The organism is Embleya sp. NPDC025285 (genome assembly GCF_055558835.1).
This window is the reverse complement of the sequence record NZ_JBVHLU010000073.1, coordinates 37,614-58,032: the sequence shown is the minus strand read 5'-3', so window position 1 is coordinate 58,032 and position 20,419 is coordinate 37,614. Positions and strand designations below refer to the sequence as shown.

Below are 20,419 nucleotides of genomic sequence, written 5' to 3'. Positions count from 1 at the left end.
CATCGATCGGACCACCTACAAGGCCACCATCGGCATCAACGTGCTCATGACCGACCCTTGACACCACCCACCCCGCCCTAACTGAACGGCGTTGCCTCTAGTCCGGCGGGAACACCGTCTTCCCCGAGCCGACCTCGATGATCGAGATCGCCTCGACCGGGCAGCTCTCGGCCGCCTCCAGGATCGCGTCCGAGGCGTCCATCTCCTCGGCCCGGGGATGCGATTGCCGGCCCGCGTCCAGCTTGAAGTCGGCCGGGGCGCTGCCGATGCACATGCCCGAACCGATACAGACGCTTCTGTCGACCTCGACGCGCCAGCGATCACCCATCAGAACACCTCTTCTTCGCTCGGCCCGGCAGGGCCTGGAACCGCCGGCCCGCCCCGCGCGGAGGCGGGCCGGCGGCGACGGTCAGATCTGCGCGTCGTAGCCCGCGGGCAACGCGATCGACTTGGCCTCGGTGTACGCGCCCAGGCCCTCGATGCCGAACTCCCGGCCGATGCCCGAGTTCTTGAAGCCGCCGAACGGGCCGAAGAAGTCCAGGCCGAACGTGTTCACCGAGTAGGTGCCGGTGCGGATCCGGCGGGCGACGTCGATGCCCTTCTCGATGTCGGTGGTCCACACGCTGCCGGACAGTCCGAAGTCCGAGTCGTTGGCCAGCGCGATCGCCTGCTCCTCGTCGTCGTAGGGGATCAGCGCGACGACCGGGCCGAAGATCTCCTCCTGCGCGATCCGCATCGAGTTGTCCACGTCGCCGAACAGGGTGGGCTCGACGTACCAGCCCTTCTCCAGCGCCTCGGGACGGCCGCCGCCGGCGAGCAGCTTGGCGCCCTCCTCCTGGCCGATCCGGATGTAGTCGAACGAGCGCTGCTGCTGGCGCTTGGCCACCAGCGGGCCGACCTGGGTGTCGGCAGCCATCGGGTCGCCGACCTTGAGCTCGCCGACCCACGCGGTGAAGCGCTCGGCGATCTCGTCGTAGCGGGCGCGCGGCGCCAGGATGCGGGTCTGCGCGACGCACGCCTGGCCGTTGTTCATGTACGAGTTGGGCAGCAGCGTCGTGGCGGTGTGCTCCAGGTCGGCGTCGGGCAGGATGATCGCCGCCGACTTGCCGCCGAGTTCCAGGGTGACCCGGGTGAGGTTGCGCGCGGCGACCTCCATGATGCGCTTGCCCGCGCCGACCGAGCCGGTGAACGCGACCTTGTCGATGCCGGGGTGGGCGACCAGGTACTCGCTGACCTCGCGGTCGGCGGCGACGATGCTCAGCACGCCGTCGGGCAGGCCGGCCTCGCGACAGATCTCGGCCAGGATGTACGAGTCGAGCGGGGTCTCCGGGGACGGCTTGAGCACGATCGTGCAGCCGGCCGCGATCGCCGGCGCCAGCTTGGCGGCCGTGACGAACTGCGGGACGTTCCACGGCACCACGGCGGCCACCACGCCGACCGCCTCGCGGCGGATCAGCAGCGGGTTGAGCAGACCGGTCCGCTTCTCCTCCCACTGGTAGTCGCGGGCGATCTTGGCCACCGTGTCGTAGATCATCCCGGCGCCGATGGCCTGCGCGAACAGGCCCCAGCCGACCGGCGATCCGTTCTGCGAGGCGACCACCTCGGCAATCTCCTGCGACCGCGTCATGAAGCCGTCGCGGATCTTCTCCAGGATGGCGATCCGCTCGTCCAACGACATGCGCGGCCACGGGCCCTCTTCGAACGCCTTGCGCGCGGCGGCGACCGCGGCGTCCACGTCCGCGGTCGAGGCGTGCGGAACGCGCGCGATGACCTCTTCGGTGTGGGGCGAGACGACCTCGATCGTGTCCTTGCCAATGGGGTCGACCAGCTCTCCGCCGATGACCAGTTGGCTGTGCTCCACGATATCCGTCATCACGGTCCTCCTCGGTGCGGGCGTGCACACACGCTGCGCGATACAGGGGCTTGCGGGCTATGAGCAGAACTCTGACTAGAACAGATATCAGTTTGCCGATGAGGGAACAACGCATTCGCGGCTCGAATGAGACTGGAGTCTCATCGGCTGACAGGTAAGGATCGTACGTGCCGGATCTCGATCTGACGACCCCTCAAATCATCGGCGCGGTGGTGTATGAGAGAACGTGTTCTATGGTGATCATCGAAGTCGGGCGCGCACCCGGCGTTCGACTGGCGCCACTTCGAGTACATCGAGAAGGAGGCCGCCCATGACCACCGCATCCAGCCGCCCCACCCCGCCGACGCCTCGGGTCGCCGATCTGGGCAACGGTGTGTGGACCGTCCCGGTTCCGATCCCGAACAATCCGCTCGGTTGCACCCTCGTCTATGTGCTGGAGACCGACGCCGGACCCGTCCTGGTCGACTCGGGCTGGGACGACCCGGTCTCCTACCGGGCCCTGGTGGACGGCCTGGTCGAGGTCGGCACCTCGATCGAGGAGGTGCACGGCGTACTGGTCACCCACGCGCACCCCGACCACCACGGGCTCTCCGAGAAGGTGCGCGAGGTATCCGGCGCGTGGGTCGCGCTGCACGCGGCGGACGCCGAGCAGGTCGAACTGATCAACAACGCGCCGCGCTCCGCCTGGCTGCGCCACCACCTGGAGGTGCTCGCCCTCGCGGGCGCACCGCAGGAGGCGCTGGACGCGCTCACCGGCCTGCGCACCGCGACGGCCGGCAGCCGCCCGCGTCTGCACTACGCGGTGCCCGACCGCGAGTTGGTGCACGGCGAACTCGCACCCGCGCCCGGTCGCACGGTACGCACGGTGTGGACGCCCGGGCACACGCCCGGCCACGTCTGTCTGCACCTGGAGGGCGGCGACGGCCGGTTGCTCTCCGGCGACCACCTGCTGCCCTCGATCACGCCGCATATCGGGCTGTACGACGAGGCCGAGGAGGCCGACCCGCTCGGTGACTTCCTGGCCTCCCTGACACGTGTCGCCAGGCTGCCGATCACCGGTGTGCTCCCCGCCCACGAGCACGCCTTCGAGGACGCGGCGGGCCGGGCGGCCGAGGTGGCCCGGCTGCACGAGGACCGGCTCGCGGCGCTGCACACGCGCCTGTGCGCGGCGTCGCTGACCCTGTGGCAGATCGCCGAGGGCATGGACTGGAACCGGCCGTGGGCGCAGTTGGGCGCGCAGAACCGGCAACTGGCCCTCAGCGAGGCCGCCGCGCACCTGCGCCACCTGGTCAAGCGCGGACGGGCGGGCGCGGAGCCCGGCGGCGACCCCGTGCGCTATACGGCCCTGTGACCCTCGGGTCCGCGGGGGCGCACGGGTAGGGTGGCCGGGACCGTCGACCGTCGGTTTCGCGGTCCGATCCGCTCAGCGTTCAGCGAAAGGCACTGCATGCCCTCCCCCCGACGCCGCGGGCGTGCCGCGGCGGCCTCCGTGCTCACGACGACGCTGTTGTGCTCGCTCTGGACGGGGGGTGTGGCCGCCGCCGCGCCGACACCGCCGCCGCCCGGCGGCTCGCTCGGGGCGGCCGTGGGCGACTCGGTGCCGCGCACCATCACCACCTCCGTGTCGGCCGTCCAACGCGTCTCGGTCGACAAGGCCCAGTCCGGACCGGTGCCGCTCGCGCTGTACGGGCGAAGTGATCCGACCTCGGACGGGGTCTACCGGCAGTCGCTGGCGATCATGGCCCTGGCCTCCACGGACAGCCAACCGGCCCCGACCGCGATCGAGTGGCTGCTCGGGCAGCAGTGCGCGGACGGCGGCTTCACCGCGTATCGAGCCGATCCCGCCGCGCCGTGCGACGCCGCTCGGGAGGACACCGTCGCGACCGCGACCGCGATCGAGGCACTGCACGCGCTGCGCACCTACGACACGCGGGTCGCGCGCGGCGTCGACTGGCTGCGGTCCAAGCAGCTCGCGGACGGCTCGTTCGCGACCGCACCCGCGCCCGACGCGACCGGTGACCCTGCCGCGACGGCGGCCGCGATCAGCGCGATCGTCACCGCCGGCCGCTCGCCGGAGCTGCTGAGGTCGCCGCAGGGGCGTACGCCGACCGACGCGCTCAAGGCGACCCAGTCGCGCTGCGCCGCGCCCGAGCCGGACCGGGGCGCGTTCGCCACGCGCCCGGGCGGTCCGGTCGATCCGACGGTGACCGCACGCTCGGTGCTCGCGCTCGGATACGGCACCCAGCCCGCCGTACCGGCCCCCTCCATCGCGGTCACCCCGCTGGTCTGCCCCGGTGCCGAGCCGGGCCGGGCGTTGGCCGCGCAGGGCGGCGCGGCGTGGCTGATCGCGAAGCTGAAGGCGGGCGGCAATCACTTCGGCGGGCCGAGCGACTTCGACGCCACGGTGGCCGCCGTCCAGGCGCTGTCCGCGACCGGTCACCCGGCCGAGGCGGGCGCGGCGGTCGACTGGCTGGCCTCGGGCGCCAAGACCATGGCGGGCAGCGACCCGGTCCGGCTCGCCTCGCTGATCCTGGCGGCCAAGGCGACCAACCGCACGGTGACCACGTTCGGCGGTCTGGACCTGCCGAAGCTGCTCCAGGCCACGGGGCCGGCCGCGACGCCGACGCCGGACATGACCAACCAGAGCAACCTGATCGACGGCCCGGCGGACCACACCCTGCGGGACACGCTGGCCGCGGTGATCGCGGTACTGCTGGCGGCCACCCTGATCCTGGGCATGCGACGCAGCCGCCGCGAGGACTGAGCCGACCGTGCCGGCGGGCCCGGGACGGTAGCGATCCCGTCCCGGGCCCGACCGTTCAGTGCCCGCGCCCCGGCTGCGCCCGGTCGCTCTCCAGTCGGCGCGCCTCGTCGTCGGTGAACACCCGCGAGCGGATCAGGAATCGCCTGCCGGTCGGCGCCTCGACCGAGAACCCGCCGCCGCGACCGGGCACCACGTCCACGGTCAGGTGGGTGTGCCGCCAGTACTCGTACTGCGCCGCGGACATGTAGAACGGCTGCCCGGCGACCCAGCCGAGCAAAACGTCCGCGTCGCCGACCAGGAACTCCCCTCTCGGGTAGCACATCGGCGAGGACCCGTCACAACAACCGCCCGACTGGTGGAACAGCAACGGCCCGTGCTCGGCCGCGAGTTCGACCACAAGTTCGGCGGCGGCCGCGGTGATCGCGACCTTCTCGACCGAAGTCCCCGGCCGTTCGGGCGGGTCGGCCACGCTCGGCGTCTGCGGCGACTCGGTCATCAGAAGAATCCGAGCTTCTTCGCCGAGTAACTGACCAGCATGTTCTTGGTGTTCTGGTAGTGGCCGAGCATCATCCGGTGGTTCTCCCGGCCCATCCCGGATGCCTTGTACCCGCCGAACGCCGCGTGCGCGGGGTAGGCGTGGTAGCAGTTGGTCCACACCCGGCCGGCCTTGATCTCCCGACCGAACCGGTAGGCCCGCGTCGCGTCCCGGGTCCACACCCCCGCGCCCAAGCCGTACAGCGTGTCGTTGGCGATCCGCAGCGCTTCGGCGTCGTCGCCGAACGTGGTCACCGAGACCACCGGACCGAAGATCTCCTCCTGGAAGATCCGCATGTCGTTGGTGCCCTTGAAGATGGTCGGCTCGACGTAGTAGCCGTCCTCGAAGCCCTCGACCACCTTGCGCGCGCCGCCGATCAGGACCTCGGCTCCCTCCTGCCGGCCGATGTCGAGGTAGGACAGGATCTTCTCCAACTGGTCGTTGGACGCCTGCGCGCCGACCATGGTCGCCGGGTCGAGCGGGTTGCCCTGCACGATCGCCCGGGTGCGCTCCAACGCGCGCGCCATGAACCGGTCGTAGATCGACTCGTGGATCAGCGCCCGGGACGGACACGTACAGACCTCGCCCTGGTTGAGCGCGAACATCACGAAGCCCTCGACCGCCTTGTCGAAGAAGTCGTCGTCCTCGTCGGCCACGTCGGCGAAGAAGATGTTCGGGCTCTTGCCGCCGAGTTCGACGGTCACCGGGATGATGTTCTGCGACGCGTACTGGAGGATCAGCCGCCCGGTGGTCGTCTCGCCGGTGAAGGCCACCTTCGCCACCCGGTTGCTGCTCGCCAGCGGCTTGCCCGCCTCGAAGCCGAAGCCGTTGACCACGTTGACCACACCGGGCGGCAGCAGGTCGGCGATCAGTTCGATCAGCACCAGGATGCTCACCGGGGTCTGCTCGGCGGGCTTGAGCACGACGCAGTTCCCGGCGGCGAGCGCCGGCGCGAGCTTCCAGGTGGCCATCAACAGTGGGAAGTTCCACGGGATGATCTGCGCGACCACGCCGAGGGGCTCGTGGAAGTGGTACGCGACGGTGTCCTCGTCGAGTTGCGAGATGGACCCTTCCTGGGCCCGGATCACCCCGGCGAAGTAGCGGAAGTGGTCGACGGCCAGCGGCAGATCGGCGGCCAGGCACTCGCGGACCGGCTTGCCGTTCTCCCACGTCTCGGTGACCGCGAGGCGTTCGAGGTTCTGCTCGATGCGATCGGCGATCTTCAGCAGGATCAGCGACCGCTCGGTGACGCTGGTCCGCCCCCACGCGTCGGCGGCCGCGTGCGCGGCGTCCAGCGCGAGTTCGACGTCCTCGGCAGTGGAACGGGCCACCTCGCAGAACGGCTGTCCGGTCACGGGGGTGATGTCGTCGAAGTACCGGCCCTGCACGGGCGGCACCCACTTGCCCCCGATGTAGTTGTCGTACCGAGGTTCGAAATTGACGATGCTGTCCGGTTGGCCGGGCTGACTGTAGACCACGCAAGCCTCCGCTTCCCTTGCCGTGCACTGGGCATGACGGACCATCAGCGGCACACACCCGACCGGGTCGCGGCTCGGGGCGCCTGCGGCCGACGCTAGTCGCCGGCGGGCCGAAGGTCACGGGTTCATCGGCGGGAAATGCCGGCTCCGGGGGGCGTCGCGGGCCGGCCCGCTCCTGGGCTGCCTACCCCTGTCCCATCGCTGTTCTGTCCCGGTCGTGTTCCCGTCCCACGGGGCACGGTGGTGGTTACGACGGCTGCGCGTCGGCCCCTTCGGCGGCCCCGATGCCGGCGATCAGCGCGTCGAGGCCGCGCTTGATGCGGTCCACGTCCCAGCCGCGCTCGGTGCGCTGGAAGTCGAACAGGCCCGGTGCGAACGCCATCAGGAGCAGATCGGCGACATAGGCGGCGTCCGCGTCGGGGGCGAACTCCGCGACCATGCCGGCGATCTGCTCGTGGTGTCGGCGAAACGGGGCGCTGCGATAGCGCCCCGCCGGCGCGCTCCCCTCTGCGAGTCGCAGGCGCACACCCTGCTCGACGAACTCGCCGACGCCGGGCTGGTCGACGGCGCCCGAACGGCTCTCACCGACAAGGGCGCCGCCCTCCGGCAGGGGTTCACGGACGCCGTGGCCGGCGTGGCCGAGCGGCTGTACGGCGACCTTCCGACCGCCGACCGGGAGATCGCCGCCCGCGCGCTCGCCCATGTCACCGCCAAGGCGAACGCCGAACTCGCCGCCCGGTAGCCGACACGACCGCCGAGCGCCGCGAGCACGGCGGCAACTTCCGAACCGACTTCCGCCCCCGTCGGAAACGATTCACCGTGAATCCATCTGGATGTCACGTGTGACATATGCCATTGTACTCAGCGTCGTGTTCTCACTGTGGACCACCGACCGTGGTCCGCCCGTGCCGAAGGGCCGTACATGAGCAATCACGCACGCCGCAGGAAGTGGTTTGCCACAAGCGTTCCCCTCTTGGCACTGGCCGTCGGCGTGCTGCCGATCGCAGCTCCGTCGACGGCCTCGGCCGGCCCCGTCCCGAGCACGAACTCGCGGGTCGGGCAAGCGAACACGGCGACGGCGGCCGATCCGGACGACGAGGTCGACCGGATCGGTTCGCCACTCTCGCTCGGCCCCGACCGGGGTCCGGGTCCGGTCGACGGGAGCAACGCGAAGCCGCCCGGCCGGGGCCCCTCCCCGGCGGACCTCCCGATCGCCCCGCCGGCGCACCTGCGAGCCCAGGCCGCCGCCCTGCCGGCCGGCTGCACGCTCGCCGAGTTCTCCGCACTGTCCCCGCAGGCCCTTGCCGACTTCCTCACCCGTGCCGACGTCGGACCCGACTGCCTGCGCGGCTTCCTGTGGACCTACACCCCCGAGTTGGGCCGGGTGCTGACGCCGGCTCACCTCCAGGCGGTACTGGCCCGGATCACCGCGCTGGCCCCCGGCTACGACGGCACGAACGCGTCGCACCTGTACGAACTCTGGTACTTCACCCACGCCGCGCTCTACCTCGACTGGGACAACCCGGCGATCGACCTGCGCGGGCCGGCCGTGGTGGCCGCGATCAACGCGGCGGCGGACGCCTTCCGCGCCGCGCCGCACGCGTTCGACCTCACACCCACCTCGGGCGCACTGCTGCGCGAAGTGCTGATCAGCGCCGACATCGACGGCGTACGCGGACGGCAACTGCCTCTGCTCACACGGATGTTCCGCGACATGGACGGCAGCACGGCAGCCTGGCAGGACGCGGCCCGGCGGAACGCGGTGCTCTCCGCACAGACCCTCGCCTACCACGGCATCTACAACGGCGACGCGGGCTTCATCGCCGCCGTACAGGCCGATCCGGCCTACCGCGCCGGCCTGAAGGCGTTCGTCGGCTACCGGCACCTGAACACGCCGAGCACCTCCGGGCTGCTGCGCAACGGCGTCTACGAGTACGGCCGACTCGGGCAGATCCCGAGTCTGACCGCCGAGACGGTGACCGGGCTGAGCACGATGCTCACCGACACCGAGGGCTGGTACGGCCGCTTCTCGGTGCCGTGGAGCGAGGTCGCGCACTGGCTGGAGACCTACGGTCGCTGTCACGCGGCGGGAGTCTGTCGGGCCGACGTGGAGGCGGCCGTGTTCCCGAACACGTACACCTTCGACCGGGGCGACATCGAGGTGCACACGTCTCTCGACCGGGCCACCGTCGAGCAGTTGTACTACGCCTCCAAGCAGGTCAAGGAGCAGTTCTTCCGCACGGTGGGCGCCGACCTGCCGCTCACGGGCGACCCGAACCACAAGCTGACCGTCCGGCTGTACGCGAGCATGGCCGACTACCACACGTACCAGCCGTTCCTGTACGGCTACTCGACGAACAACGGCGGGTTGTACATCGAGGAAGGCGCGACCTTCTACACCTATCAACGCGTCGTGCCGCGCGATTCCCTCCTCCAACTGGAGGAGTTGTTCCGCCACGAGTACACCCACTACCTCAACGGCCGCTGGGCGGTGCCCGGTTCGTTCGGCCAGGGCCCCTGGTACGCGGAGAACCGGACCACCGCCTTCGACGAGGGCATGGCCGAGTACCTGGCGGGCGCGACCCGCGACCAAGGCGTGCAGCTACGCAAGTCGCTCGTCACCAAGGTGATCTCGGACGTGCGGAAGTACGGCAGTCGGCCGTCCGTCCGCGAGACGCTGCACTTCACATACGACGACGACGGCTATTTCTTCCGCTACTACGCCTACGCCGGCTCGTTCTTCTCGATGCTCGGCCGGGACCACCCGGACCTGCTCACCGAGATGTACACCCACCTGCGGAACAACGACGTCGCCGCGTTCGACGCCTTCCTCGACCGGGTGAGCGGCCCGACCTTCCAGGCCGAGTTCGACACCTACCTCGACCGCCAAATCGCCGACGTGGACAACCTGATCGTGCCGGTGGCGAAGTACACCCCGCCCGGGAAACTCACCGCGACCGGCGCCGACCAGGTCCGCCGGGCCTTCCGTCGGGCCACCTCCAACAACCCGACGTCGTGCAGCGCGACCCGCGACAGGCTCCCCCGCTTCACCTGCACCGGCGCGATCACCGCGAACATCGACTCGACCGATCCGGGCCGCATGCACACCGCCATGGCGGCCACGGTCGACTACTTCATCCTCATCCGCGCCGGCGCGGCCCTCGACAACCTCGCCGACATGAACTGCCACTTCACCGCACCCGTCGCCTGGACCAACGCCCGGGCCGCCACCTCCACCTACACCTGCGAAGGCCCCCTCCGCCCCTGATCCACCACCCCCACCAACGACGGCCCCCGAGCGCTGCCCACCCCGCGCCCGGGGGCCGTCCCCTCCACCCGCTCCGGTGCGAGGCGACACCCGACCGTCCGGCAGACTGGGGGCATGTCTGTGGTGAAGATCAACGCGCTGACCGTGCCCGCCGAGATGCGGGAGACCCTGGAGCAGCGATTCGCGTCGCGTGCGGGGATGGTGGACTCGCAGGACGGGTTCGAGTGGTTCGAACTGCTGCGGCCGGTCGAAGGGACCGACCAGTACCTCGTGTACACGCGCTGGCGCAGCGAGGAGGACTTCCAGGCGTGGATGGCCGGGACCATGAAGGCCGCGCACGGGCAGGGCGACGGCGGCGAACGGCCGAAGCCGGCTTCCACCGACTCGGCGCTGTGGTCCTTCGAGGTCGTCCAGAGCACCGGCCCGAAGGCCTGACCTCCGGTACTAGCCTTGGCGCCATGCCACGCTACGACTACCGCTGCCGCACCTGCGACATCACCTTCGAGCTCAACCGCCCGATGTCCGCCGCAAACGACCCGGCCACGTGCCCCCAAGGCCACGGCGACACCACAAAACTCCTGTCCACGGTCGCGGTAACCGGCGCCGCCTCCACCCCCCGCCCCACCGGCAACACCGGAGGCGGCTGCTGCGGAGGCGGCTGCTGCAACTGACCCCACCCAAGCCCAGCGGAAAACCACCCACCCCAACCGCCGCACCACTCAGCCCGGCCGGCGCATGAGGCCAACCCAACGCAGCCAACTCCCCAAGACCAGCCGAAACCCATCAGCCCGGCCGGCGCATGAGGCCACCCAGCCCGGCCGGCGCTTGAGGCCAAGTAGCCCGGCCGGCGTTTGAGGCCAAGTAGCCCGGCCGGCGCTTGAGGCCACCCAGCCCGGCCGGCGTTTGAGGCCAAGTAGCCCGGCCGGCGCTTGAGGCCACCCAGCCCGGCCGGCGCTTGAGGCCAACCCAGCGCAGCCAACTCCCCAAGGCCAGCCGAAACCCATCAGCCCGGCCGGCGCTTGAGGCCAAATAGCCCGGCCGGCGTTTGAGGCCACCCAGCCCGGCCGGCGTTTGAGGCCAAAGCCCGGCCGGCGCTTGAGGCCAAAAGCCCGCTACGCAGCCAAAGGCGCCGGCACCTCTTTGTCACACTCCCAGTGCGCCAACGCCGCGCGATCCAAAAGCACCACCCCCGCAGACGCCGCAACCGCCGCCGCCTTGGCCGAAAAGCACCCGGCCGTCGTAGCGAGCAACAACGCCCCGGACCCATCCCCGCCCGCGCCGGCCCCCGCAGCAGCCCCATCCCCACCCGCGTGAGCGGCGAGCGCACTCACGAAGTCCTGGACCACGCCCCCCGCCACCGGCCCGGGCCCCTCCGCACTGCGACACCGCAACACCGCCGATGTCCCGTCGACGCGCCTCGCGTGGATGTCCACCGCGTACGCGTCCTCGACGACCCGCACCGTCTCCACCTCGGCCAGCCCGTCCCGCTCGCACAGGTCGGCCACGTGTTCGGCCAGCCGGGCCGGGTCCATCCGGTCCAGCCGCGCCTTCGCGTCCCGCAGCGCGGTGTCGTCGCAGCGTTCGACGAACTCGTCGGCCCGAGGCCGATATCCGCCCAGCCAGATGGCCGAGCCGAGCACCGCGGCGGCGCAGACGTAGACCACCATCATGCTGTCCGCCTGGTCGACTCGGATGCCCTCGAGGACGAACCAGATGCCGATGGCGAGGAGTTCGAGCCCAGCCACCAGGATGGCCAGATTGAGGTAGGCCCTCACCGTCGTACGTGCCATGTCCGTCGTCCCCCCGGTGACGCTGTGGCCGGTCGTACTCGTGTCGTTCACGCTGTCCCGATCCGATCGGCGCCACCGACTCCGCGGCCACGCCATCGTTCCCTCTTGCTGTCCCGACGTATGGGACACCTGCCCGGTTCCCGGCCCGAACAACAACCGGACACCCTACGAAATGCCGCTCACGCGCCATCCGGCAGGTTGGTCCAACCGCGACCGTCCGCCCGCCCGTACCACCCGCTCGCGGCGGTCGTACCGCCGTCCACCGGGATCAGGTGACCCGTCACATACGACGATGCGGCACTCGCCAGGAAGAGCACAACCTTCGCGTAGTCCTCGGGTTCGCCGAACCGCGCCATCGGCACCCACGAACCGATCAGCGCGGGGTCACGATCGCGCAATTTCGCCTCGTATGTCGTCTGCGGCGTGTTCGCCATGTCCGGTGCGATCGCGTTGACCCGCACCCCCTTGCGCGCCACGTCGACCGCGAGACTCTTGGTGAACGCGATGATCGCGGCGTTGTACGCGGAGTAGACCGGGCAACCCGGGATGCCGCGCAGTGCCTCGACCGTGGACACGTTCACGATGCTGCCGGAGCCGCGCTCGATCATCTGCGGCAACAGTGCGTGCGTGACGCGCAACACATGTTCGAAGTTGATCGCGTGCAGCGCCCGCCACTCCTCCTCCGTGCTGCGCAGGAACGTGGTCGAGGGCCGATAGTCGCCGACGTTGTTCACGAGTACGTCCGCGCCACCCGCCGCCAGCGCGGCATCGCGCAGCCTGGCCACCGCGGCCGGCTCGCGGATGTCGCCGAGCACCACCTCCACCCGCCCGCCGGCCGCCTCGATGTCCACCCGGGCCTGCTCGGCCCAGTCCGCGTCGATGTCGTTCAGCAGCACCAGCGCGCCCGCTCGGGCCAACAGCCGGGAGACCCCGCCGCCGATGCCCGCGGCTCCGCCGGTGACGACCGCGACCTGACCGGCGAGGGGTTCGGGATCGAGCATGAGTGGTGCCTCCCAGCAAATATGACGATGCGTCAGATCTGCGCATGCTCTCCCAGGTCGCGCGCGAGGTCAACGGCGGAGCACCGACCGGAGCGCGGGAAACGATCAAGCGCTCCGGCCACCGCGACGGTCGCCCTGGGTCGCACCACACCCGGGTATGCGTTCGAATGGATTCGAGAGAGAGTGTCGGGTCGGCATCCGCCTATCCGAACCACATCGAGGGGATCACATGGACATCGCGGTCGAGGACGTTCCCGCACAGAACCGCTTCGAGGCCCGGGCCGACGGCGACCTGGCCGGCTACGCCGAGTACATGACCACCGACGCCCTGATCGTGTTCACCCACACCGAGGTGGACCCGAGGTTCGAGGGCAAGGGCGTCGGCGGTGCGCTCGTGCGCGGCGCGCTCGACCTGGTGCGCGGCGGCGACCGCAAGGTGTTGCCGCTGTGCCCGTTCGTCAAGGCGTGGATCGGCAAGCACCCCGACTACTTCGACCTCGTCTACGACGCCCCGCCGAGCACGGTCACGGACTGACCCGTCCGACGGTCCCCGCTCCGACCGATCCGAGTTGATTCAGATGAGCACCGCCCCAGGTCCCGACCGAGGCGAGGAGTATCCGGCCGAGGACATCGTCGTCACCTTCGACGCCAAGCGTTGCCTGCACTCCGGCGAGTGCGTACGCGGCCTGCCCGAGGTCTTCGACACCGATCGGCGGCCCTGGATCGACCCGACGCGGGTTCCGGCCGAGCAGGTCGCGGAGGTGATCCGGCACTGTCCCAGCGGCGCGCTGCACTACACGCCCACGGGCGGGGCGCCGGAGATGCCGACCCACCCCACCCGGGTGTACGTCGTGGACGGCGGCCCACTGGTGCTGCGCGGTCATATCCAGGTGACCATGCCCGACGGCACGCACCGCCACGAGACGCGGGCGGCGCTGTGCCGCTGCGGCTCGACCGGCAACGTGCCGTTCTGCGACCGCAGCGCCGGGTGCGCGCTGACCGGCCGCGACTGGGGCCAATCGGACCCACCCGGCCGCCCGGCCGCCGAACCACCCGGAACCTGACCCACCCGGAACCGGACCCAGCCGACCGGGCCGCCCACCTCGCCCCGGTGGCACCGAGCCCACACCCACCCGACCCGGCACCGCCCGACCCGGCACCGCCGAGCCCCACACCCACCCACCCCGGACCGACCGCGGCCCGCCCCGCCCCGCCTCGATGACCGGCCCCATGATGTACGGATGACCTCGCTGCTCTTCGTGTGCACCGGCAACGCCACCCGCTCGGTGATCGCCGGCGAACTGGCCCGCGCGGCCCGGCCCGATTGGCGCGTGGCCACCGCCGGCACCTTCGTGGTCGAGGGCCTACAGATCAGTTGGCGCACCCGCGCCGCGCTGGAGCGGCTCGGCCTGAGCGCCGCGGGCCACCGCAGCACCCAGCTCACCGACGCGCACGTGGCCGCGGCCGACCTGCTGATCACGCAGGAGTACCAGCACGTGCAGTACATCCGCCGGCACCACCCGGAGGGCGCCGCGCGCACCGCGACCCTGCGGCGTCTCGTCCGCGACCTGCCCGCCACCGGACCGGCCGGCGAACCCCTGGCGCACCGGCTCGCCGCGCTCGACCTCGCCTCGGTCGAGCTCGAACCGGACTGGGAGGACGTGGTCGACCCCGGCGGCGGCGAAGAGGCCGATTTCGTCGCGTGTGCGCACGAACTGGCCGCGTTGATGGCGGATCTGATCCCTCGGTTGGGCGACCGCGTACCCTCGCCGTAGGCTCGACTCCCGTGAACAGCCTGCGCATGATCGACACGTGGCCCGTCGGGAAAGCCGCTGCGGCCGTGATCACCCGGGACGGGGTGGTCAAGGGCGAGCACGGCCCGGTGGACGAGCCGTTCCGACTCGCCTCGGTGACCAAGTTGCTCACCGCGTACGCGGCGCTCGCCGCGATCGAGGAGGGCGCGATCGAGCCCGGGGACGCGGCGGGGCCGCCCGGGTCCACGATCCGGCACCTCCAGGCGCACACGTCGGGTCTGGCCTTCGACGAGGACCGCGTTCTGGCCGGCCCGGGCCGCAAGCGGATCTACTCGAACACCGGCTTCAACCTGCTCGGCGCCACCATCGAGAAGGCCTGCGACATCCCGTTCGACGAGTACGTCCGTCAGGCGGTCTTCGAGCCGCTGGGCATGACCGAGACCACGATCGGCGACTCCCCCGCGGCCGGCGGCGTGTCCACCGTGCGCGACCTGAGCCGGTTCGCGGCCGAGTTGCTCGCACCGCGCCTGCTCGCGCCGGAAACGGTGCGCGAGGCCACCACCGTGGTCTTCCCCGGCCTGGACGGCGTACTGCCGGGCTACGGCACCCGACGGCCCAACGACTGGGGGCTCGGCTTCGAGATCCGCGGCACCAAGTCGCCGCACTGGACCGGGACCACCAACTCGCCCGCGACGTACGGCCACTTCGGCGCGTGCGGCACGTTCCTGTGGGTGGACCCGGAGCTGGACGCGGCCTGCGTGTGTCTGACCGACCGCGAGTTCGGGCCGTGGGCGGCCCAGGTATGGCCGGTGCTGAACGACGCGGTGGTCGCCGAACTGCGCTGAGCCGGCGAATCGGGCCGCCCGGTCCGGCAGTTCGGCGCATCCCGGAGGGCCCACGCCGAGAAGCCCACGCCGAGAGACCCATCCCGAGAGGCCGCACCGACCGGCCGCGCCGGGCACCATTCCCGGTCACCCCTTCGCACCGCCCGTCCTGCACCACGCGGGCCGGAACGACACATACCGTCGAACCGTGTTGTTCTCCGTGCTCGCGGCGCCGGCCGCCGCGCTCTGCTACGGCGTCGCGACCGTGCTCCAGGCGCTGGGCGCGCGGCGCACCGCGAGCACGAGCGGGCTCGATCCCAGGGTGCTGGTCCGGGCCCTGGGGCAATGGCCCTTCGTCCTCGGCACCGGACTCGATCTGGTCGGGTACGTCTGCCAGTTCGTCGCACTGCGGCAACTGCCGATCTTCGCCGTCGAGGCCGTCCAGTCGGCCAACCTCGCGGTCACCGCGGTGCTGGCCGTCCCGATCCTGGGCGCCCGCCTGCACAGTCGCGAATGGGGCGCGGTCGCGGCCGTGTGCGCCGGCCTGGCCCTGCTCGGCGTCTCCGCGGGGCACGAGGGCCCGGCACACACCCACGCCGCGTTCCGCTGGTCGCTCCTGGCCGGCGTCGCCCTGCTCGGCCTGGCCGGCCGGCGCTGCGCGCGCCTGACCGAGCCGTGGCGCTCGCGCCTGCTCGGCCTGCTCTCCGGGCTCGGCTTCGGCCTGATCGCGCTGGCCACGCGCGTGATCACCGACCTGTCCCCGTCCGCGCTGGTCCGCGACCCCGCGTGCTACGCGCTGCTCGCCGGCGCCGCGCTGACCTTCCTGCTGTACACGGTCGCGCTCCAGGGCGGCGTGGTCACCGCGGTCGCCGCCGCCCTGGTCGTCGGCGAGACCGTACTGCCCGCCGCCGTCGGCATCGTCTTCCTGGGCGACCACAGCCGCCCGGGCCCGTACGTCCCGCTCGCGCTGATCGGCTTCGTGCTGGCCGTGGCCGGCGCGATCGCCCTCTCCCGCTTCGCCGAGGTCGAGCCCGGGCCGGCCGGTACGCCCGAACCGGACACCCGCGCGACGAAGGCGGGTCCGGCCGCCCCGGATCCGACCGACGAGCAGGGCGGGACCCGGGAATGCCGACGGCTCCCGCCGAGCGCGTGACGGGAGCCGATGCGAGGTGGACTGCCACGACCGGGCCAGACCCGATCGCGGTCCGCTCACTCCTCCGGTTCGATGATCTGGTAGTCCAGCTCACCGATCGAGTGCGCCAGTTCGGCCGGGGTGTACACGGCACCGTCGTAGACGAACGCGGGCTCGATCGCGGTCTCGGTCAGCCCCTCGGCGCTGGTGTCGAGCACGACGATGGCCCAGCCGATGACGGGGCACAGAACGGCCTCTTCGCCGGCCTTGGTCACCTCGACGTCCCACCCGGGTTCGGCCGGGGCGAGACTGACGACGCTGCGGCGGGTGTAGCGCATGGCGGGACTCCTCGGCTGCACGGTAACCGGCGGTCGGCGCCGGTTCGAACAAGCCTATGGTGCGGGTGTGACGGTTGGGGTCACGGGGCGTGTGCAGTGCGGCGGTCGGCTGGGTAGGTGTTCGCGGAACGCGCCCGCAGGACCCCGTCGACGCCCCGCGCGGTCGTCGCGAAGTCCCGCGGACGGGCCCGAGACAAGCCCAGGAATGCCCTCGCCCCCGCGCCTGTTGACAGCCACGTAGACGCAAGCCACGGGGCACGAACGTTTGGGAGGACGCATGGCCACGGTCGCACTGACCAAGGAGAACTTCGAAGAGGTCGTATCCGGCGACGGACTGACCGTGCTCGACTTCTGGGCGTCCTGGTGTGGACCCTGCCGATCGTTCGCACCGACCTTCGAGAAGGTTTCCGAGGCGACCCCGGACGTGGTGTTCGCCAAGGTGGACACCGAGGCGGAGACCGACCTCGCGCAGGCGTTCTCGATCCAGTCGATCCCGACCGTGATGCTGGTCCGGGACGGCGTCGTGGTGTTCTCGCAGCCGGGCGCGCTGCCCGAGGCCGCGCTCGTCGACCTGATCAAGCAGGCGCAGGGGCTGGACATGGACGAGGTCAAGCGCAAGATCACCGACGGCTGACCGACACCCTCGACGGCCACACCGGCGCCCTCGGCCGGCCAGGCCCGAGGGCGCGGCCGACGCCCGAAAGCCCGCCGGATCGAGTCCGGCGGGCTTTCGTGTCGCCTGCTCCAGGCAACCGGGGTGGCGGTGACCGGGGTTGCCGCGGTGTGCCCGACCGCGATGATGCGGCCGAGAGGGGCCCATCCACTTCTCGTGGATCCTGATTGCGCGGTGCGCGGTCCGACTTCGATCGCTTCTCCGCGTCTATCTCCGTCGGACCCCTCTCGCTCCATCAAGTAGAACTCCACCGCCGCGAAGTTGCAAAAGATCCCCCGCCGGCGTGCGCGAATCCGGGACGGCATCGAACTCGGCAGCCCAGAGGGGCTGGTGAGACGCAAGAGGGGCCGAGCCCGCGACACGAGAGGGGCCGGGCACAGGACACGACGCCGGTGCCAACCGCCCGCTCACGAAGGCGGCGCCGGTGTCCGCCCCGGCCATCCCGACGCGTCCGCGACGGGCCTCGCCCGCAGGTGCGCCCGCAGCGTCGCGATCTCCGCGCGCAGCCGCTCGGCGCGGGCCGGCGCCTCCGGGTCCGCGGATGGAATCCGCGCGGCCACGAGCGCCAGTTGGGCCGCCTCGATCTCCCCGATCAGCACCCGCGTCGGCCGCGGGCGCGGGCCGGAGCGAGCCTGTCGCCGACCATGGCGCCGCGGCAACAACGCGGCCTCTTCCGGCCGGATCGCGCCGCTCGCGGCCTCCTCGGCGGCCACCTGCCGGAACCTGGCCAGGTAGTGCCGGCGCGCGGCCCGGTAGACCAGCAGCGCGATCACCAGGTTCGCCGCCACCTTCACCAACGTGCCACGCCATCCGAACACCGTCGGCGCGTTGAACGACACGTGCATTCCCATCGCGAGCAGCCAGCAGCCGAGCGCGACCGCCAGTCGGCGGGCGAGCGGTCGACCGTCGCGCGCGACCAGGTAGCCGATGCCGGTGCCCGCCACCGCGCTCATCGCCCAGTGCGAACCCCACCCGGTGATCCCGACCCGGGCCGCGAACGACGCGTCCACGGACGCGCCCGGATCGGTCGCACCGTCCAGCAGGATGGTGTTCAGCGCGTACAGCAGGTTCTCCACCACCTGGAAGCCCAGGCCGACCAGGGCTCCGTACACCCAGCCGTCGATCGGCGCGCGGATCGCGCGTGACGCGGCGAACGCGAGCAGCAGCACGCCGCACAGCTTGAGCGTCTCCTCGTTCAACGGCGCGGTCACCGCGGCGCCCCACCTGTCCGCGAAGTCGACCCCCCTGGTCTTCGCCCAGATCCCGCCCAGACCGGTGTTGGCCAGGATCGCGCAACCGGTCGCGGCGGTCATCCCCCACCCGACACACGCGAGTGAGCTCGCGTGCGGAGGCGCCACCACCGGCCGGATCCGGCGGGGCAGCAGATAGCCCACGCCCAGGGTGAGCACGAGCAGGAAACCGGCGAGCGCCGCCGCGGCCGGGAACACCCGTACCGTGTCCCGGTATTCGTAGCCGATCACGCCGAGGCCGAACACGCAGGCGAGCAGTCCCACCGTCAGGGCGATCGGTGCGGGACGCTCGCCGGACGGTCGGACCACGACAGCGCTCACGCGGCCTCCTCGGTGAAGGTCAGCGAGCGCATCACGTCCCGTACCGGCAGCCAGTCGGGATCGGCGGTATCCGGTGGCGCGAGCGCGATCAGCCGGATCGCGAACGCGTCCTCGGGACCGGGATAGATCACCGCCCGTCCGGTGTCGTCGCCCCGGTCCAGCGTGCCGACCATGCCCTGGGCCCCGGCGTCGGCGGTCAGCGGCACCGGCGCGCCGAGCCGGGCGTGCCGGTCGCCGACCCGAACCGTGTCGCGCAGTCCGGTCCACAGCGCGTCCGCGTCCTCGGCCCGAGGCAGCGAGATGTACGCGATCGACAGGTCCACGGCGCCGTGTCGCAGCACGAACACGCGCGAGGGTGTGGTCGCCGCCTGGTCCAACGTCCAGCCGGAGCCGACCCGGAACCACGCGCGATGGTCCTCGTCCGGTCCGACCCGAAAGACCGTGCCCGCCCGGACTCGCTTGTCGCCGGCGATCCACGAGTCGATCAGCGGCCACCCGCCGGCGAGCAGCACCACGATGGCGGCGACCGCGAACGGACCCCACCAGCGAGCCCGCCGCGGCCCGGTGCGGAAGCGGGCGTCGGTCATGTCACCAACGTCCGACGAAGCCGGGAATTCCGCCCGACGAACATCGGCCGTCGGGCGGAATCGGTCCCTCGAAAGGGTTGGCGGGCCCGCCCCGGTGATCGGCGCGGGCCCGTGCGATCAGAGCCCAAACTCGACGGGGGCCAGGTCGAGGGCGAAGCACGCGTCGCGCACGACGGCCTGCTCGGTCTTGTCGAAGTGGCCGTCCGCGCCGCCGATGACGATGCCGATCTGGATCACCGCGCGCGCCTCGGTCGGCTTCTTCTTGACCTTGCCGATGTCCTGGAGCAGGGATACCTTGCCCAGCTCGAAGTCGGCGGTGAGCTTGGCCAGATAGGCCTCGAAGCGCTGCTCCAGGTCGCTCGCGGCGAAGTTGCGCAGCACGTCGTTGGTGGTGATCAGCGTGGTGACCCGCTGCCGCTCGGCCGGATCGATCGAGCCGTCGGCCGCGGCCACCAGAGCGCAGATCGCCATGCTCGCGTCCCGGAAGCCGCCGCTCTTGAGCTCGTTCTTCTTCGCCTCCAGCTGCCCCTGCATCGTCTGGGCCGACTGCTTGAACTTGTCCCACAGAGCCATCGGGATCCCCTGCCTCTCGCACACACGCGCTCGGAACTTGATCTACAGACTCGTAGAAGATACATGTCCTGCACACCACCCGCAGAATCCATTCGCCAACCGCCCGGCGGGCCGAGGCATCCGCCGACGCGGCGCCACGACGGCGCGTGCCCGACCCGGGGACCGAGGCGGGCAGGCGGTATGGGCCGGCCGCACGCTGCGGGGCGTCGGGCTGCGGGGGCTGCCGCACCGCGCGCCGGGGACGCGCAGGATGTCGGT

General features: G+C 71.3%; 23 protein-coding genes. 12 read left to right on the top strand and 11 right to left on the bottom strand.

The genetic code is table 11. From position 1 onward, the window contains the following. Positions 1–97: 97 nt before the first annotated feature. Positions 98–328 (bottom strand): ferredoxin, encoded by a 231-nt coding sequence (locus ACZ4FV_RS36130; protein ID WP_465324647.1) that lies wholly within the window; start codon positions 326–328, stop codon positions 98–100. Positions 329–409: 81 nt separating this feature from the next. After that, positions 410–1,873 carry an aldehyde dehydrogenase gene (locus ACZ4FV_RS36125; RefSeq protein WP_395869508.1) on the bottom strand — a complete coding sequence of 488 codons (1,464 nt, stop codon included), beginning with the start codon at positions 1,871–1,873 and terminating at the stop codon, positions 410–412. Positions 1,874–2,183: 310 nt separating this feature from the next. Here ACZ4FV_RS36125 and ACZ4FV_RS36120 point away from each other — a divergent pair, with 310 nt between their 5' ends. Both ACZ4FV_RS36120 and ACZ4FV_RS36115 read left to right on the top strand, forming a co-directional pair. Continuing rightward, positions 2,184–3,224, top strand: a complete 1,041-nt coding sequence (locus tag ACZ4FV_RS36120; protein WP_395869510.1) for an MBL fold metallo-hydrolase — start codon at positions 2,184–2,186, stop codon at positions 3,222–3,224. Positions 3,225–3,320: 96 nt separating this feature from the next. Next, the gene (locus ACZ4FV_RS36115) at positions 3,321–4,637 is read left to right on the top strand and encodes a prenyltransferase/squalene oxidase repeat-containing protein (protein ID WP_465324643.1); all 1,317 of its coding nucleotides are present in this window, start codon (positions 3,321–3,323) and stop codon (positions 4,635–4,637) included. A 55-nt stretch (positions 4,638–4,692) separates the two neighbouring features. Here ACZ4FV_RS36115 and ACZ4FV_RS36110 read toward each other — a convergent pair whose 3' ends face one another. The 3 genes from ACZ4FV_RS36110 to ACZ4FV_RS36100 form a co-directional block, all read right to left on the bottom strand. Beyond that, positions 4,693–5,133 (bottom strand): DUF779 domain-containing protein, encoded by a 441-nt coding sequence (locus tag ACZ4FV_RS36110; RefSeq protein ID WP_395869514.1) that lies wholly within the window; start codon positions 5,131–5,133, stop codon positions 4,693–4,695. Further along, the gene (gene adh, locus ACZ4FV_RS36105; RefSeq protein ID WP_395869516.1) at positions 5,133–6,650 is read right to left on the bottom strand and encodes an aldehyde dehydrogenase; all 1,518 of its coding nucleotides are present in this window, start codon (positions 6,648–6,650) and stop codon (positions 5,133–5,135) included. The genes ACZ4FV_RS36110 and adh overlap by 1 nt, the downstream gene beginning before the upstream one ends. A 247-nt stretch (positions 6,651–6,897) precedes the next feature. Further along, positions 6,898–7,089: a hypothetical protein gene (locus tag ACZ4FV_RS36100; protein ID WP_395869518.1), complete on the bottom strand. Its 192-nt coding sequence runs from the start codon at positions 7,087–7,089 to the stop codon at positions 6,898–6,900. Between the two features lie 18 nt (positions 7,090–7,107). Between ACZ4FV_RS36100 and ACZ4FV_RS36095 the strand changes: the two genes are divergently transcribed. The 4 genes from ACZ4FV_RS36095 to ACZ4FV_RS36080 all read left to right on the top strand — a co-directional run bounded on the left by ACZ4FV_RS36095 (position 7,108) and on the right by ACZ4FV_RS36080 (position 10,589). Beyond that, positions 7,108–7,392, top strand: a complete 285-nt coding sequence (locus tag ACZ4FV_RS36095; RefSeq protein WP_402229541.1) for a hypothetical protein — start codon at positions 7,108–7,110, stop codon at positions 7,390–7,392. Between the two features lie 231 nt (positions 7,393–7,623). After that, on the top strand, positions 7,624–9,918 hold the full coding sequence (locus ACZ4FV_RS36090; RefSeq protein ID WP_465324635.1) for a collagenase: 2,295 nt from the start codon (positions 7,624–7,626) through the stop codon (positions 9,916–9,918). A 114-nt stretch (positions 9,919–10,032) separates the two neighbouring features. Beyond that, on the top strand, positions 10,033–10,353 hold the full coding sequence (locus ACZ4FV_RS36085) for an antibiotic biosynthesis monooxygenase family protein (protein ID WP_395869524.1): 321 nt from the start codon (positions 10,033–10,035) through the stop codon (positions 10,351–10,353). A 23-nt stretch (positions 10,354–10,376) separates the two neighbouring features. Next, complete coding sequence (locus ACZ4FV_RS36080; protein WP_402229545.1) at positions 10,377–10,589, top strand: FmdB family zinc ribbon protein; 213 nt, start codon at positions 10,377–10,379, stop codon at positions 10,587–10,589. Positions 10,590–11,030: 441 nt separating this feature from the next. Here ACZ4FV_RS36080 and ACZ4FV_RS36075 read toward each other — a convergent pair whose 3' ends face one another. Then, entirely contained in the window at positions 11,031–11,708 is a 678-nt protein-coding gene (locus tag ACZ4FV_RS36075) for a restriction endonuclease (RefSeq protein ID WP_395869528.1), read from the bottom strand. 179 nt (positions 11,709–11,887) lie between these two features. Continuing rightward, positions 11,888–12,709, bottom strand: coding sequence for an SDR family NAD(P)-dependent oxidoreductase (locus tag ACZ4FV_RS36070; protein WP_395869530.1), 822 nt, complete (start codon positions 12,707–12,709; stop codon positions 11,888–11,890). Positions 12,710–12,938: 229 nt separating this feature from the next. Between ACZ4FV_RS36070 and ACZ4FV_RS36065 the strand changes: the two genes are divergently transcribed. The 5 genes from ACZ4FV_RS36065 (at position 12,939) to ACZ4FV_RS36045 (ending at position 16,440) form a co-directional block, all read left to right on the top strand. Further along, positions 12,939–13,244, top strand: coding sequence for a GNAT family N-acetyltransferase (locus tag ACZ4FV_RS36065; protein WP_402229549.1), 306 nt, complete (start codon positions 12,939–12,941; stop codon positions 13,242–13,244). Between the two features lie 43 nt (positions 13,245–13,287). Further along, entirely contained in the window at positions 13,288–13,773 is a 486-nt protein-coding gene (locus tag ACZ4FV_RS36060; RefSeq protein WP_395869534.1) for a (4Fe-4S)-binding protein, read from the top strand. Positions 13,774–13,950: 177 nt separating this feature from the next. After that, entirely contained in the window at positions 13,951–14,484 is a 534-nt protein-coding gene (locus tag ACZ4FV_RS36055) for an arsenate reductase/protein-tyrosine-phosphatase family protein (protein WP_402229551.1), read from the top strand. 11 nt (positions 14,485–14,495) lie between these two features. Next, positions 14,496–15,308, top strand: a complete 813-nt coding sequence (locus ACZ4FV_RS36050; RefSeq protein WP_395869538.1) for a serine hydrolase domain-containing protein — start codon at positions 14,496–14,498, stop codon at positions 15,306–15,308. A 187-nt stretch (positions 15,309–15,495) separates the two neighbouring features. Continuing rightward, on the top strand, positions 15,496–16,440 hold the full coding sequence (locus tag ACZ4FV_RS36045) for a hypothetical protein (protein ID WP_402229554.1): 945 nt from the start codon (positions 15,496–15,498) through the stop codon (positions 16,438–16,440). A gap of 56 nt (positions 16,441–16,496) precedes the next feature. Here the strand turns inward: ACZ4FV_RS36045 and ACZ4FV_RS36040 are convergent, their stop codons facing one another. After that, positions 16,497–16,757 carry a hypothetical protein gene (locus ACZ4FV_RS36040; RefSeq protein WP_020554669.1) on the bottom strand — a complete coding sequence of 87 codons (261 nt, stop codon included), beginning with the start codon at positions 16,755–16,757 and terminating at the stop codon, positions 16,497–16,499. A 265-nt stretch (positions 16,758–17,022) separates the two neighbouring features. On the opposite strand from ACZ4FV_RS36040, the gene trxA reads away from it, so the two are divergent. Further along, positions 17,023–17,391 carry a thioredoxin gene (gene trxA, locus ACZ4FV_RS36035; RefSeq protein ID WP_465324627.1) on the top strand — a complete coding sequence of 123 codons (369 nt, stop codon included), beginning with the start codon at positions 17,023–17,025 and terminating at the stop codon, positions 17,389–17,391. Positions 17,392–17,837: 446 nt separating this feature from the next. Here the strand turns inward: trxA and ACZ4FV_RS36030 are convergent, their stop codons facing one another. The 3 genes from ACZ4FV_RS36030 to ACZ4FV_RS36020 form a co-directional block, all read right to left on the bottom strand. After that, positions 17,838–19,001: a PrsW family intramembrane metalloprotease gene (locus ACZ4FV_RS36030; RefSeq protein WP_395869544.1), complete on the bottom strand. Its 1,164-nt coding sequence runs from the start codon at positions 18,999–19,001 to the stop codon at positions 17,838–17,840. Then, the gene (locus ACZ4FV_RS36025; RefSeq protein WP_395869546.1) at positions 18,998–19,588 is read right to left on the bottom strand and encodes a hypothetical protein; all 591 of its coding nucleotides are present in this window, start codon (positions 19,586–19,588) and stop codon (positions 18,998–19,000) included. The genes ACZ4FV_RS36030 and ACZ4FV_RS36025 overlap by 4 nt, the downstream gene beginning before the upstream one ends. Before the next feature lie 117 nt (positions 19,589–19,705). After that, complete coding sequence (locus tag ACZ4FV_RS36020; RefSeq protein WP_395869548.1) at positions 19,706–20,161, bottom strand: tellurite resistance TerB family protein; 456 nt, start codon at positions 20,159–20,161, stop codon at positions 19,706–19,708. Between the last annotated feature and the right edge of the window lie 258 nt (positions 20,162–20,419).